This window comes from Neisseria sicca (assembly GCF_014054945.1).
GTDB classification, from domain to species: domain Bacteria; phylum Pseudomonadota; class Gammaproteobacteria; order Burkholderiales; family Neisseriaceae; genus Neisseria; species Neisseria sicca.
The window spans coordinates 407,450-422,267 of record NZ_CP059566.1 but is presented as its reverse complement, the minus strand read 5'-3'; the positions used below and the strand labels follow the sequence as shown (position 1 = coordinate 422,267).

The 14,818-nt window shown below is 49.3% G+C and carries 13 protein-coding genes and 2 pseudogenes; 6 read left to right on the top strand and 9 right to left on the bottom strand.

The genetic code is table 11. The features are described from left to right. The first annotated feature begins 30 nt into the window (after positions 1-30). The 3 genes from H3L95_RS02105 to H3L95_RS02095 all read left to right on the top strand — a co-directional run bounded on the left by H3L95_RS02105 (position 31) and on the right by H3L95_RS02095 (position 1,822). Positions 31-318: a hypothetical protein gene (locus tag H3L95_RS02105; protein WP_039863163.1), complete on the top strand. Its 288-nt coding sequence runs from the start codon at positions 31-33 to the stop codon at positions 316-318. A 35-nt stretch (positions 319-353) separates the two neighbouring features. Further along, the gene (locus tag H3L95_RS02100; protein ID WP_003755453.1) at positions 354-1,166 is read left to right on the top strand and encodes a hypothetical protein; all 813 of its coding nucleotides are present in this window, start codon (positions 354-356) and stop codon (positions 1,164-1,166) included. Between the two features lie 86 nt (positions 1,167-1,252). Then, a complete protein-coding gene (locus H3L95_RS02095) occupies positions 1,253-1,822 on the top strand; it encodes a hypothetical protein (RefSeq protein ID WP_003755455.1) in 570 nt (189 codons plus the stop codon). Between the two features lie 61 nt (positions 1,823-1,883). Here the strand turns inward: H3L95_RS02095 and H3L95_RS13990 are convergent. The 6 genes and pseudogenes from H3L95_RS13990 to H3L95_RS02070 form a co-directional block, all read right to left on the bottom strand. Further along, positions 1,884-1,991, bottom strand: a pseudogene (locus H3L95_RS13990) (IS5/IS1182 family transposase); the annotation flags it as partial. Between the two features lie 154 nt (positions 1,992-2,145). Beyond that, on the bottom strand, positions 2,146-3,159 hold the full coding sequence (gene ilvC / locus H3L95_RS02090) for a ketol-acid reductoisomerase (RefSeq protein WP_003755457.1): 1,014 nt from the start codon (positions 3,157-3,159) through the stop codon (positions 2,146-2,148). Positions 3,160-3,232: 73 nt separating this feature from the next. After that, a complete protein-coding gene (locus H3L95_RS02085) occupies positions 3,233-3,526 on the bottom strand; it encodes a putative quinol monooxygenase (protein WP_003674893.1) in 294 nt (97 codons plus the stop codon). 62 nt (positions 3,527-3,588) lie between these two features. Further along, complete coding sequence (gene ilvN / locus H3L95_RS02080) at positions 3,589-4,080, bottom strand: acetolactate synthase small subunit (protein WP_003766119.1); 492 nt, start codon at positions 4,078-4,080, stop codon at positions 3,589-3,591. 11 nt (positions 4,081-4,091) lie between these two features. Then, positions 4,092-5,816: a biosynthetic-type acetolactate synthase large subunit gene (ilvB, locus tag H3L95_RS02075; RefSeq protein WP_182096194.1), complete on the bottom strand. Its 1,725-nt coding sequence runs from the start codon at positions 5,814-5,816 to the stop codon at positions 4,092-4,094. A gap of 404 nt (positions 5,817-6,220) precedes the next feature. After that, positions 6,221-7,213 (bottom strand): Rieske 2Fe-2S domain-containing protein, encoded by a 993-nt coding sequence (locus tag H3L95_RS02070; protein ID WP_003755471.1) that lies wholly within the window; start codon positions 7,211-7,213, stop codon positions 6,221-6,223. A 42-nt stretch (positions 7,214-7,255) separates the two neighbouring features. Between H3L95_RS02070 and H3L95_RS13985 the strand changes: the two are divergent. Further along, positions 7,256-7,366: pseudogene (locus H3L95_RS13985) on the top strand (IS5/IS1182 family transposase); the annotation flags it as partial. Positions 7,367-7,397: 31 nt separating this feature from the next. Here H3L95_RS13985 and H3L95_RS02065 read toward each other — a convergent pair. The 3 genes from H3L95_RS02065 to H3L95_RS02055 are packed head-to-tail and all read right to left on the bottom strand — an operon-like array spanning position 7,398 to position 10,078. Next, positions 7,398-7,850: a hypothetical protein gene (locus tag H3L95_RS02065; protein WP_003755473.1), complete on the bottom strand. Its 453-nt coding sequence runs from the start codon at positions 7,848-7,850 to the stop codon at positions 7,398-7,400. A gap of 34 nt (positions 7,851-7,884) precedes the next feature. Continuing rightward, positions 7,885-8,973 (bottom strand): GNAT family N-acetyltransferase, encoded by a 1,089-nt coding sequence (locus H3L95_RS02060; protein WP_003755475.1) that lies wholly within the window; start codon positions 8,971-8,973, stop codon positions 7,885-7,887. After that, on the bottom strand, positions 8,963-10,078 hold the full coding sequence (locus H3L95_RS02055; RefSeq protein ID WP_241429691.1) for an ATP-grasp domain-containing protein: 1,116 nt from the start codon (positions 10,076-10,078) through the stop codon (positions 8,963-8,965). The genes H3L95_RS02060 and H3L95_RS02055 overlap by 11 nt, the downstream gene beginning before the upstream one ends. Positions 10,079-11,074: 996 nt before the next feature. Between H3L95_RS02055 and H3L95_RS02050 the strand changes: the two genes are divergently transcribed. Next, positions 11,075-12,427 (top strand): SLC45 family MFS transporter, encoded by a 1,353-nt coding sequence (locus tag H3L95_RS02050; protein ID WP_040667897.1) that lies wholly within the window; start codon positions 11,075-11,077, stop codon positions 12,425-12,427. 122 nt (positions 12,428-12,549) lie between these two features. After that, positions 12,550-14,808, top strand: coding sequence for a glycoside hydrolase family 65 protein (locus tag H3L95_RS02045; RefSeq protein ID WP_003755489.1), 2,259 nt, complete (start codon positions 12,550-12,552; stop codon positions 14,806-14,808). The last annotated feature ends 10 nt before the right edge of the window (positions 14,809-14,818 follow it).

The following is a 14,818-nucleotide window of genomic DNA, read 5'->3' as shown; positions in this document are numbered from 1 at the left end:
CTCTTTATATTCTTTATACCGCAAAATACTATGGCTGATTCTTTTGAAATTTACAGATATTCGGGTAAAAAACTATCGATAGAAAAAGAATACTCCCAGCCTCTATTCCTCTCCATGAAAGAGATAGAGGCTAAAGGATTAAACATCTCCGACTACAATATATCATGTAGCACTTACATTGATAAAACAGAAAACAAATATTATGTTTTTACCTACTCTCCCCAAGTATTAAATCCTCATCATAGAGGTGGACATGGAATTATTGAAGTCCACATAAACGCTAAAACTCATGAAATCAAATCACATTTTTCAAGATAGCCTCCTGCATTAGAAACAAGACAAGGTAAACTATTATGAAAAATAGAGATTCTCTGAGTTTTGATGCTTATTTGGCATGTAAAGATTTATCATCTACTGAATTACTCAATATCCTGTTGAATTCTAATACTCAAACTCAATACGAAGCAGCTAGAAGATTGCAATTTTTCCAGTATCGTGAAATCAAAGACATCATTAAAAATGTTCTCTTAACAAGCCAGTATAGTCGGCATAGGGAACTTGCTGTTTTTATTCTCGGACAAATTCAAAATAAGCTTGATAAATCTGAACTTGAAGAGGTTTTATCTCTTTTAATTGATTTTATAAACAACGATAAAAGCATTAAGGTAAAATCCTCAGCGATATCTTCTTTAGGGCATTTGTTTCACAATTATGATTTAGGAGAGGAAGAATTCTGCGTAATAGAAGAAAAAATTAAATTAATTTGGCAAATATATAGATATTCTATTGTTATTGCTACTGCGTTCAGCTCTGCATTTTTTCCCAAAAGGGATTATATTGAAGAATATCTAATAAAAAATTTAAATAGCAGACACCCCAAAGTTATCTCTTGGATTGTGTATGCATTAAAAGAAAAAATCTATCACTCGAAATCGATTGAAACTTTGCTATTGAACAGATTAGACCATTCTCGCGTAGAATCATATATTTATATTGAGATAGCTGCCTATTTAATTTCAATCAACTGTGAACAAATTATTCCATATATTGAAGATATGGTATTAACACAAAACAAAATTGATGATGAAATTTATATAGCACTTAAAAATAATTCATCAAAAAGTTTTTCATCCATAAGAAAAATAATGTTGGGGAAATTTCAATAAATTATTGGTATACCTTATAATATCCCATCTTTTATGCAGACAATTTTGTTTTATTCTTAAACTCTATTTAATAACAAGGATTTATAATGAAATCTCATTTTTTGATATTTTGCGCATTGCTTACATCTGTCAATATCGCCAAGGCTGATACGATGGAAACCATGCGTATGTACGATAAATCTTTGTCTAAGGTTTTGGTAGAAGCTGCCCGCGATGGCAGTTTTATTGACTTGGATAAAATCGGTCGCAGTATTGACATCCCCGAGTTGGCGCATGAAATCAATCGAACTGCTAACCATACGATAAAAAACGACAAGCAGTTCAACAGCACATACCATGTTAACCAACAACCCCATCAACAATACGGTATCCGCAGTATTTCGTTTGCCGAATGGTCGTCTGAAAAAGGCAAGATGAAGCAGCTTGAATTTGAACTTCACCATAACCGCTGTCCGTTACCACCTACAAACTATGAAGAGTTCGCAGGCAACCCCAGCTTTATCGGCCATTTAGACGGTAAAGACATATCCATTCTTACGTTACCTGCTCCGGCAAAGGCAAAACTGCTTTTTATGAAAAAACGTAAAGACAATTGCGCGGTCATGATTGTTCAAGAATTTGTCACAGCCGATTTCGGACCTAGAATTCATAAATAAAAAAGAACACTACAAACCACAGATAAAGCTTCGTTACTATGTTCTTTTGAACTGAGCCACTATATACTGGATTAACTTTAAACCAGTACGGCGTTGCCTCGCCTTGCCGTACTATCTGTACTGTTTACGGCTTCGTCGCCTTGTCCTGATTTAAATTTAATCCACTATAACTTCCAAATCAAGCAAAGGGTCGTCTGAAATCGTCAATTCGTCTTTCAGACGACCTTTCTTCCACTGGAATTTTTGATTTTTCAAAATCTCAACGTAACAAAAAACCTGCCCGAATCGTCGGGCAGGTTTGCTTATGGCTGAACCGAGTCGAATTAGTTTTTGTCCAAGTCGACCAGTTTGTTTTTGGCAATCCAAGGCATCATGGAACGGAGTTGCGCGCCGACTTTTTCGATTTGGTGGTCGGCAGTCAGGCGGCGGCGGGCGGTCATGCTGGCGTAGTTGACGGCACCTTCTTGGATGAACATTTTGGCGTATTCGCCGGTTTGGATGCGTTTGAGGGCATTGCGCATGGCTTCGCGGGATTTGTCGTTGATGACTTCCACGCCGGTAACGTATTCGCCGTACTCCGCGTTGTTGGAAATGGAGTAGTTCATGTTGGCGATGCCGCCTTCGTAAATCAGGTCAACGATGAGCTTCATTTCGTGCAGGCATTCGAAGTATGCCATTTCGGGCGCGTAGCCTGCTTCGGTCAGGGTTTCGAAGCCGGTTTTGATCAGTTCGACCACGCCGCCGCACAATACGGCTTGTTCGCCGAAGAGGTCGGTTTCGGTTTCTTCGCGGAAGTTGGTTTCAATCACGCCGCCTTTGGTGCCGCCGTTGGCTGCTGCGTAAGACAGGGCGATGTCACGGGCTTTGCCGCTTTTATCTTGGTAAACGGCGATCAGGGAAGGCACGCCGCCGCCTTTCAGGAATTCGCTGCGTACGGTGTGGCCGGGGCCTTTGGGGGCGACCATAATCACATCCAAGTCGGCACGCGGTACGATTTGGTTGTAGTGGACGTTGAAGCCGTGTGCGAAAGCGAGTACCGCGCCTTGTTTCAGGTTAGGCTCGATTTCGTTTTTATAGACGACGGGTTGGTTTTCGTCGGGCAGCAGAATCATTACTACGTCTGCTTTTTTGGTGGCATCGGCTACGGACAATACTTCGAAGCCGGCTGCTTCTGCTTTTTTCCAAGAGCCGCCTTGGCGCAGGCCGACTACTACGTTTACGCCTGAATCTTTCAGGTTGGCTGCGTGGGCGTGGCCTTGCGAGCCGTAGCCGATGATGGCGACGGTTTTGCCTTTGATCAGGGACAGGTCGGCGTCTTTATCGTAATAAACTTGCATTTGATTTCCTTTGGGTAAAATGGATTCCGGCTTTATGTTGAGGATGCCGGACGGTTGGATTGAGGGTAAAGGGTTAAACGGAGAGTTCTTCCATCAAAACGATTTCGAGCGCGTCGGTTTTGCCGTCGATGGCTTTGACGAAACCTTGGAAATGTTCGCTGGCGTTGTGCGCGTCGATGGCGGCTTGGGATTTCCAGTTTTCGACGAAGACGAAACGTTCGGGTTTGCCGATTTCCTGATGCAAATCGTAGCTGATGTTGCCTTCTTCCGCGCGGCTGGCTTTGACCAGGCTTTGGAACAAGGGTTTCAGCGTTTCCGTGTATTCGGGTTTGACGGTAACCAGCGCGACGATTTTAATGTTTGACATCAATCTCTCCTGCCGTTTCTGTTTTCAGACGACCTCCTAGGTCGTCTGAAAACCTGACGGTGTTAAATTTTCAAAATACGCTCGCCGCGACCGATACCGGCTGCGCCTGTGCGTACGGTTTCCAAAATCTGGGCGCGTCCGACGGTTTCGAGGAAGGAGTCGAGTTTGTCGGTCGAGCCTGTGATTTCGATGGTGTAGCTGCGGTCGGTTACGTCGATGATGCTGCCACGGTAGATTTCAGTCAGGCGTAAAAATTCGTCGCGGTCTTTGCCGACGGCGCGGACTTTTACCAGCATCAATTCGCGTTCGACAAAACGGCTTTCGTTCAAATCGACCACTTTGACCACCTCAATCAATTTATTGAGTTGCTTGGTGATTTGTTCGATGACTTGCTCGTCGCCGTGGGTAACGATGGTCATGCGCGAAAGGGTTTTGTCTTCGGTCGGGGCTACTGCCAAGGAGTCGATGTTGTAGTCGCGAGCGGAAAAGAGGCCGACCACGCGGCTCATCGCGCCTGATTCGTTTTCCATCAGAACAGATAAGATATGTCGCATTGTCGTTCTCCTTACGCTTTCGGGTTTTCGCGCATATGCGGCGGCAGGACCATTTCGTCCAAACCTTTGCCGTTGCCGACCATGGGCAGCACGTTTTGTTTCTTATCGGTCAAGAAGTCGATAAATACCAGACGGTCTTTTTGTTTGACTGCTTCCAAAAGCGCGCCTTCAACATCGGATTTTTTGTCCACGCGGATGCCGATGTGTCCGTATGCTTCCGCCAGTTTGACGAAGTCGGGCAGGGAATCGAAATAGGTTTCCGATTCGCGGTTGCCGTAATACAGCTCCTGCCATTGGCGGACCATGCCGAGGTAGCCGTTGTTTAGGGTAACGACGTTAATCGGGACATGGTATTGGAAGCAGGTAGACAATTCCTGGATGTTCATCTGAATCGAACCCTCACCCGTAATGCAGAATACGTCTTGGTCGGGAGCGGCGAGTTTTGCACCCAACGCATACGGCAGGCCTACGCCCATCGTACCCAAGCCGCCGGAATTGAGCCATTGGCGCGGGCGTTCGAACGGATAATATTGCGCCGCGAACATTTGGTGTTGTCCCACGTCCGAAGTGATGATGGCGGAATTGCCGGTAACTTCGGCAAGTTTCTGCACGACATATTGAGGCTTGATGATTTCGCTGTCGTTGTCAAACCACAGGCAGTTGCGCGAACGCCATTCTTCGATGTTTTTCCACCATTTGTCCAAAGAGTCGGCGGCAGGAGCATCCTGCTTGCCCCACAAGGCAATCATTTCGGACAAGACGTTTTTCACATCGCCGACAATCGGAATATCGACTTTCACGCGTTTGGCGATGCTGGACGGGTCAACATCAATATGAATGACTTTTTTGGCTTTTTCAAAAAATTTGGACGGAACGGAGACGACACGGTCGTCAAAACGCGCGCCCACTGCCAACACGACATCCGCGTTTTGCATGGCGAGGTTGGCTTCGTAAGTGCCGTGCATACCCAGCATGCCTAAGAATTGGCGGTCGCTTGAAGGGTACGCGCCCAACCCCATCAGTGTGCCGGTACATGGTGCGCCCGTCATGCGGACAAACTTCGTCAGCTCTTCCGAAGCATTGCCCAATACCACGCCGCCGCCGAAATAAACGATCGGACGTTTGGCGGAAGCCAACATTTGGATGGCTTTTTTAATCTGCCCGATATGGCCTTGCACGACAGGTTGGTAAGAGCGGATAAAGATGTCTTCCTGCGGATAGCTGAATTTCGCCATCGCCTGCGTTACATCTTTGGGAATATCGACTACGACCGGGCCGGGTCGGCCGCTGGCGGCGATTTGGAATGCTTTCTTGATGGTCTCGGCAAGCTCGTTGACATTGGTTACCAAGAAATTGTGTTTGACGCACGGACGGGTAATGCCGACCGTATCCACCTCTTGAAACGCATCCGTACCGATGAGCGAATTGCCGACCTGTCCGCTGATGACCACCAGCGGAATCGAATCGCTGTATGCGGTGGCGATGCCTGTCAGCGCATTGGTCACGCCCGGACCGGAAGTAACCAGTGCGACGCCGACTTTGCCGCTGACGCGCGCATACGCATCTGCCGCGTGTACCGCCGCCTGCTCGTGGCGGGTCAGGATGTGCTTGAATTTATTGAGTTGGAAAATAGCGTCGTAGATTTCGATGACTGCGCCGCCCGGATAGCCGAAAACATACTCTACACCTTCGGCTTTGAGACTTTGCACTATGATTTGTGCACCTGATAATTGCATAATGACCTCTTTTATACGGCTTCAAACCAATAGGGGCAACCCGCCTCGCCACAGCACCTGTAATGCAAGCCCTCCAAGCAGCGGTTTAGGGTACGCGCATTGAAGGAACACGGCGACAGTCAGACTGTCCAATCAATTGGAATGAAACACAGAGTTTATGAATGAAAGAATGCAAACGATAACGCAAACCGCCTGTTCAATCAAGACAAAATCTTTCATCTTTTAACATTATCCGAATACCGAAAAGATTGAGTATTGATTTTTATAAAATAAATATTCGGGCATTCAGAATATATTAATGAAGATTGTTGACAGTTTTTATAGAAGGGGTCGTCTGAAACCCGTTTTACACTGTTTTCAGACGACCCTCAGGCTACCACCCTCCTCCTCCGGTTTCGCATTCTCTATAAACTCATTTCTCCCGTTTTGTCTATGCCCTCCGGCATGTTTTCCAAGAAGAGATGCAACAAATGATCAATCACCAAATCATTGGTGGTGCTGCAATAAGGCCTATTTGCATAATGTTCTTTGTGATGATGGTATTGGCTTTTGATAATGGCGGAATCCTGAACCATCAGACGTTCAAGAAACGGGCGGAACAGATGGAATTTGATGGGCAAAGGAAAGCGGCTTTTAGGGAAATGGACTCGGACATTTAAGCCCATACTGCCCTTGTTTTGAGGGATAAAGAAGGCGGAAATCCGATATTCATGACTGTTCGGTGTGAAGTAATCGATACGCACCAAACCCGGGAAGGTAAATGCCGCATCGTTAACGGTAATGCCTTTGTCGAACAGCTTGTTAATCAATCCGTTTTGCTGTTGATTGAGACGATAATGCGTCACGAAACCGCGTTCATGGTGGCTCTGGCTGATCTGCATGCTTTGCCTGCCGTTGTTGCGCAGCAGTTTGGCATGGATATAGCGCGTATGGGTTGGGTCGAGGAAGTTTTCGATGGCGTGGATAAAATCGCCTTCCATATATCGGACGGCGTTGGCGGTTTCAAAACCTTCCGGCGCTTCAAAATCGGCATACGGTTCAAAAGGAATATCGGAAACCAGACAAACCCACACCCAATCGTCGTACTCTCGGCATGGAAACGTAGGAACACTCTCAGCTTCTTCACAAGCACACATCCCGCCGACAACAGTCAAAACTTTGCCTTGCGCGTCAAACTCCCAGCCGTGATAACAACATTGGAGTTTGCCCGAAACGATTTTGCCCGCACTCAGCGGCACATGCCGATGCGGACAGCAATCATCCATACAGGCTGCTTGTCCGTTCAGCCTTACCAATACCAGCTGCTGTCCCAACAATTCGCGATGAACGGGTTTGTCTTTCAGCTGCTTGCTCGGTATCAACGGATACCAAGCGCGTTTCATTTTTTCTATGTTCATGGTTTGTGTCGTTTTATTTGATTGTGATGTTGAATCAACTTTTATAGTGGATTAACTTTAAATCAGGACAAGGCGACGAAGCCGCAGACAGTACAGATAGTACGGCAAGGCGAGGCAACGCCGTACTGGTTTAAAGTTAATCCACTATATGTTGATACACCTCTTTTGAAACTTACAGCATGGATTAACCTAGGCAGCTCTTACGTTTATAGGGGCGGTAAGCTTTTCCATTAAAGCGGTAACGCGTTTCGGTGCAATATCCTGCATTGCCTTCTGTAACGGCGATATCGCGCAAGCCGTTATGTTGTTTCGGCAAGATATTGATTCCATAGCCTCCGTCTTCCAACAAGACCTTTGATTTGCCGCGTCCGCTGGAGAGGATTTGGAATTCTGTCAATGCGCTGCCGCCCATTGTGCAGACTGCGACGAAATATTTGGCGTCCTTTTTCGGGGAAAGTGAAACAGGCGCAACGGCAAAATCACCGCATTCGTTTTGTATGGATTTGAACGCAGGCTCTACCTTTGCATTTGCGGAATATTGACGGAATGCCGGATTGCCCGATACTTCCAACGATATCGTTTCGGCGGATGCGGCCGCAGTGGCGGCAAGGCAGATGAGTAAAAACGTTTTTTTCATGATGTACTCCGTTTTTTAAGTTCAATATTTATGTTTACAGTTTGTATTTAATCAGGATTTTTTTGTAATACCCCTGGCTCAATGCGTGTAACAGCTTCCAAATAAGCCGGCGCGCAGGTCGGAGATGGGACGTATAGACCGCCATATATTCGATTTCAGGTACTGCGCCGCGTACCCTTTTGAAATCAGGCGCACCGGAACTGAAATTTAAAGGGACATCCGCTTCGATACAGGTTTGCATGGAACGCGTCATGCAGCGGCGGTATAAGGCATCACTTTGCGGCTTGGCATCATCGTAGCCGACGATGGGCGAAGTAGCGGTATTGCTGTCGATGACCACGCCTGATACTCCGGCACTTTCACCGGTTTTGCCGTCACGCAGTAGAAATAAATTCAAGATATCGCGCGATACGGCTTCGCGCATAAATTCAGCGGTAAATTGTACGTTTTGCTTGGAATATTTGTTCAGATACAGGCGGTTGTACCAATGCACCGCTGCTTCAAAATCCGCATCGGGACTGTCGGCATTCAAACGCTCAAAAACATAACGTCCGTCATTAAATATCTTGCGGTCGCGTTTGGCATTGGTTTTTGCCATGACTGCCTGCCAATCGTCCATAATGTAAACCTGCCGCGTCACCACCATTTTCCAACCGAGCTGTTCCAACCGTTCAATCAAATCCTTATGCTGGCGCGGATTCAGCGAACGGACGGACAAAGCATGCTTCGGCCATTTTGCGACGGCGGCTTGGGTCAGCTTCGACATTGGGGTCGTCTGAAAAGCCTCAGAGAAGCTATTGGTAGAGAGGCAATAATTGTTCAGCGTCACCATACGGTCAATCTGATTCAGCCGCAAAATGCCGCTTAATGCCGACAACAAACCGGCAGCAAGCATACGCTGCCCGCCGGGTAGTTTGACCAACTCGTCCCTCGCATAATCCACGATTGCCGAATGCGGCGACGCGGTATAGCAATTAGGCGTGATCCGGTCGATGACGGTGCAGGGAATATCCAAACCGTCGATATTCAAAGCCTCGGCGCGGGCATTCATATTGGCAAACAGGCGTTGCAGCGGAATGTCTCGGAACAATGCCGAAAATTCGTGGGACAGATCAGTTTTCATCGCCGTCAAACTCAATATCAAAAGTGCTGGCGCTGGTTAAAGGCTTATGATGCCGGATACTGCGCCACATCATCTCGCCCAATGCCAGCCATTGCGCATAGAAAGGCAAATCGGCAATCACATCATCGGCTCGGCGGAAGTCCTGCCAAAGCGCCGTCCATTTTCCCTCTTTCCAAGCCCGATAACCGAAAAGCAGCGGCAAGGTCGCGCCGACCCGTAAAGGTTTGGATGGCGTGTTGTGTTTCCGTTGCTGCAAGCGCCCTGCTCCGTCAAATATCAAATCCTCGCGTAAAAGATGCAGACCGCTGGTCGCGCGGGGGTTGCATTCCAACAGCCACAAATCGTTTCCGTCATCAATAAAGTCAAAAGCCGCCTGTCCGTGATACGCGTTTTGCTCGGCAAATTTCGTCACAAATTCGTCCAAACGCGGGTCGGAAAGCGGCTCGAAATAGGTCGATGCCGAATCATTGAGCAGGTAGCGCGGGCGGTAGGCGGCATGCGCCAACACGCTGCCGTGTTCGCAAATCACATAATTGCACACCCCCTGCCCCGTAATGAAATCCTGCTGCACCCAAGGATAATCCGCACTGATATGGATGTTTTTCAGACGACCTTCCGTTACGCCGCGTATTACGGAACGACCGAAACGCGAATAAACGGGCTTCAATACCGTTTTCTTCACGCTGTCGTATCCGACCTCACCGACCGATGTAATTCGGCGCGTAGCCGGAAAACGCACCGTCATATCCTGCGGCATCCGCTCGAAAAAACGGAATTTGTCATGCAGGGTGAACAACGTTTCATAATCGGGCATCCAACATTTAGCGCGCTCCGATTCCGGCAAATCCAGCCTCGCCAAATAAAAAATATCTTCACAGGTCGGAATCACACAATCCACCTGCGCTACCAATTCCGTCATAGCACGCGCATAGCCGGCGAAATCCAAACGCGGCGCGGGAATGCGGCGGTATCCGCCCAATCCGGCAAAAATGCCGACCGGAAAATGCAGGCTGTCGCAAAACACAACCTGATGCCCGCCGCGTTTGGCGAACCGCGCCCATTCCAGCGCAACGGGCGCACGGGGAGAAGTAATGAGGATGTTCAATTTGTATTCCTGAAGCGTTTGGCTTTGCATCGATATAGTGGATTAACTTTAAACCAGTACGGCGTTGCCTCGCCTTAGCTCAAAGAGAACGATTCTCTAAGGTGCTGAAGCACCAAGTGAATGGTTCCGTACTATCTGTACTGTCTGCGGCTTCGTCGCCTTTTCCTGATTTAAATTTAATCCACTATAATTTATGTCGCCAGAATGACAGTGTATCACATTGTCAAAAAAGGTCGTCTGAAAACAGGATGAACCGTTTTCAGACGACCTGCATACCCTGCCTCCAAACTCTCTGCCGACTTCCCGATATACCCTACGGAAAATAGGACGAATCAGTAAACAGCTTGCAAGCCGTTTCTTTGCTTCTCCACTCAAACTTTGCGGATAGTCAACTATGGTACTTATAGCCACTTGCCAGCATGTATGTTTTAAAACATAATGACCCCGCTTATCTATACCAGATGCTTCACAACAACAATACCATCCCTCAGCAAATCGCGCCCACCCTACTCTTCCGACAACATCCCCTGCGCGTTTTTACTGATGACACGTTACTCAAAACCGTCTGAAAACAAATGTTTGAACGTTACGCTTTCTATCCGTGACAAGCACGGAAAATGGTTTTATCCGACTGTTATCCAAGTGAGGACGCCTCCTCTTTAATTGAATTCCTTAAACAATTTCTTGCCGCTTCGCAGCCCGATGTCCCTCCCAAACCGACTTCATCATAACGATGATTATGGTTTAGCCGCTGCCTGCGTTACCGAAATTGCACCGATGGGGCTGAATTGCCCGAACTGTTGATTAAAAAATAGCTTAGTGTGATGTGGACATCAGGTCGTCTGAAACCGTCTTCTGTCTTCGTTTTCAGACGACCCCTGACCCGCGCGACTCAACATCATGCGCTGTCACAACACGCCCCCTTTTATCGGTATCCATTACTCAATGATGTTTACCGAAACCGGTTTTATTACAAAAAAACGAAAGGACTACCTCATGTCGGACAATACGCAACCCACGCGGCAGGGCTTGCCCTCGCTGCCGAAAAGCACGATTTGGATGCTCAGTTTCGGTTTTCTCGGCGTTCAGACGGCCTTTACCCTGCAAAGCTCGCAGATGAGCCGCATCTTCCAGACGCTCGGCGCCGACCCGCACAGCCTCGGCTGGTTCTTTATCCTGCCGCCGTTGGCGGGGATGCTGGTGCAGCCGATTGTCGGTTATTACTCAGACCGCACTTGGAAGCCGCGCTTGGGCGGCCGCCGTCTGCCGTATCTGCTTTACGGCACGCTGATTGCGGTTATCGTGATGATTCTGATGCCGAACTCGGGCAGCTTCGGTTTCGGCTATGCGTCGCTGGCGGCTTTGTCGTTCGGCGCACTGATGATTGCGCTGTTGGACGTGTCGTCGAATATGGCGATGCAGCCGTTTAAAATGATGGTCGGCGACATGGTCAACGAAGAGCAGAAAAGCTACGCCTACGGGATTCAGAGCTTCTTGGCGAATACGGGCGCGGTTGTGGCGGCGGTCTTGCCGTTTGCGTTCGCGTATATCGGTTTGGCGAATACTGCCGAGAAAGGCGTCGTGCCGCAGACCGTGGTTGTGGCGTTTTATGTGGGCGCGGCGTTGCTGGTGATTACCAGTGCGTTCACGATTTTCAAAGTGAAGGAATACGACCCGGAAACCTACGCCCGCTACCACGGCATCGATGTGGCAGCGAATCAGGAAAAAGCCAACTGGTTCGAACTCTTGAAAACCGCGCCTAAGGCGTTTTGGACGGTTACTTTGGTGCAGTTTTTCTGCTGGTTCGCTTTCCAATATATGTGGACTTATTCCGCTGGCGCGATTGCGGAAAACGTTTGGCACACGACCGATGCGTCTTCCGTAGGCTATCAGGAAGCGGGCAACTGGTACGGTGTATTGGCGGCGGTGCAGTCGGTTGCGGCGGTGATTTGTTCGTTTGTATTGGCGAAAATCCCCAACCAATACCATAAGGCGGGTTATTTCAGCTGCCTGGCTTTGGGCGCGCTCGGCTTTTTCTCCGTTTGCTACTTCAGCAACCAATACGCGCTGGTGTTGTCTTACATCTTAATCGGCATCGCTTGGGCGGGCATCATCACTTATCCGCTGACGATTGTGACCAACGCCTTGTCAGGCAAACACATGGGCACTTACTTGGGCTTGTTCAACGGCTCCATCTGTATGCCCCAAATCGTCGCTTCGTTGTGGAGCTTCAAATTGTTCCCATTGCTGGGCGAGTTGCAGGCCAAAATGTTCTTGGTAGGGGGCGTTGTCCTGCTGTTGGGCGCGTTTTCCGTGTTCCTGATTAAAGAAACACACGGCGACGCATAATTTTCTTCATTTATCGGCAGGAGGGTCGTCTGAAACTTCTGCCGACGCTTTATTTGATTTAAGTAAGACGAACCGTATTTCAAAACGGTTTGCCATAAAACCATCAAAACAGGAGCTTTACGATGTATACAAGAATCATGGAAGTCAGCCCTTGGACGCTGCGTTCGGCAAAACTGGAAAAAGAACACAAACGGCTGCAAGAGAGCCTGACCAGCTTGGGCAACGGCTATATGGGTATGCGCGGCAGCTTTGAGGAAACCTATTCCGCCGACAGCCACTTGGGCACCTACATCGCCGGCGTGTGGTTCCCCGACAAAACCCGCGTCGGCTGGTGGAAAAACGGCTATCCCAAATATTTCGGCAAAGCCATCAACGCGCTCAATTTCAGCAAAGTCAAAATCTTTGTCGACGGGCAGGAAGTGGATTTGGCGAAAAACGACGTTGCCGGCTTCTCCGTCGAACTCGATATGCAGCACGGCGTGTTGCGCCGCTCGTTCACCGTATTCGGCGTGCGTTTCGATGTGTGCAAATTCCTGTCCGTCGCGCAAAAAGAGCTGGCTCTTATCCGCTGGGAAGCCGTATCTGTTGACGGCAAAACCCACCAAGTCCGCATCGATTCCATCATCGACGCCGACGTGAAAAACGAAGACTCCAACTACGAAGAAAAATTCTGGCAGGTATTGGACAAAGGCGTTTCAGACGACCGCTCCTACATTGCCACCCAAACCGTCGCCAATCCCTTCGGCGTGGAACAATTTATCGTCAACGCCGAGCAAACCTTCGCCGGCAGCTTCAAAGCCCTCGGCGGCAGCCAAACCGACTGGCAGGTCTCCAATTCTTTCGAAGCCGAAGTCGGCGGCACGCCCGAAACCTTCGAAAAACGCGTGATTGTTACCACCAGCCGCGATTATCAGGGCTTGGAAGCGGTGAAAGCCGCAGGCCGCGCCTTGTCGGAAAAAATTGCAGGCGTTGCGTTTGAAACCTTGCTGGACGCGCACAAAGCAGGCTGGCTGCACCGTTGGGAAATCGCCGACGTGGTTATTGAAGGCAGCGACGAAGCGCAACAAGGCATCCGCTTCAACCTGTTCCAACTGTTCTCCACCTACTACGGCGAAGATGCACGCCTGAACATCGGCCCCAAAGGCTTTACCGGCGAAAAATACGGCGGCGCGACCTATTGGGACACCGAAGCCTACGCCGTGCCGCTCTACCTCGCACTGGCGGAACCCGAAGTTACCCGCAACCTGCTGCAATACCGCCGCAACCAACTGCCGCAGGCGCAACACAACGCGCGCGAACAGGGCTTGGCGGGTGCACTCTATCCTATGGTGACGTTTACGGGCATCGAGTGCCACAACGAATGGGAAATCACCTTCGAGGAAATCCACCGCAACGGTGCGATTCCTTACGCCATCTACAACTACACCAACTACACCGGCGACGAAAGCTATCTTGCCAAAGAAGGTTTGGAAGTCTTGGTCGAAGTGTCCCGCTTCTGGGCGGACCGTGTCCACTTCTCCAAACGCAACGGCAAATACATGATTCACGGCGTAACCGGCCCGAACGAATACGAAAACAACATCAACAACAACTGGTACACCAACACCCTCGCCGCATGGGTATTGGACTACACCCGCGAAGCCTTGGCGAAATACCCGCGTCCGGATTTGAACGTGAGCGCCGCCGAGCTGGAAAAATGGGCGGACATCAGCGCGAATATGTACCGTCCGTATGACGAAGAACTCGGCGTATTTGTGCAGCACGACGGCTTCCTCGACAAAGACATCCGCCCTGTGTCCGCGCTTTCGCCCGACGATTTGCCGCTCAACCAGAAATGGTCGTGGGACAAAATCCTGCGTTCGCCCTTCATCAAACAGGCGGACGTATTGCAAGGCATCTATTTCTTCGGCGACCGTTTCAATATCGACGAAAAACGCCGCAACTTCGACTTCTACGAACCGATGACCGTGCATGAAAGCTCGCTGTCGCCGTGTATCCACGCCATCCTTGCCGCCGAACTGGGCAAAGAAGAAAAAGCCGTGGAAATGTACCAGCGCACTGCCCGCCTGGACTTGGACAACTACAACAACGACACCGAAGACGGCCTGCACATCACCTCCATGACCGGCTCGTGGCTCGCCATTGTCCAAGGTTTCGCCCAAATGAAAACCTGGGGCGGCAAACTCAGCTTCGCACCGTTCCTGCCGAGTGCGTGGACAGGCTACGCCTTCCATATTAACTACCGCGGCCGTCTGATTAAAGTCGCCGTCGGCAAAGAAAACGTCGTCTTCACCCTGCTCAAAGGCGAGCCGCTCGAATTGCAGGTGTACGGCAAAGACATCACGCTCAACGGCAGCCATACCGCCGCGTTGGAAAAATAAGGAGGGCGCA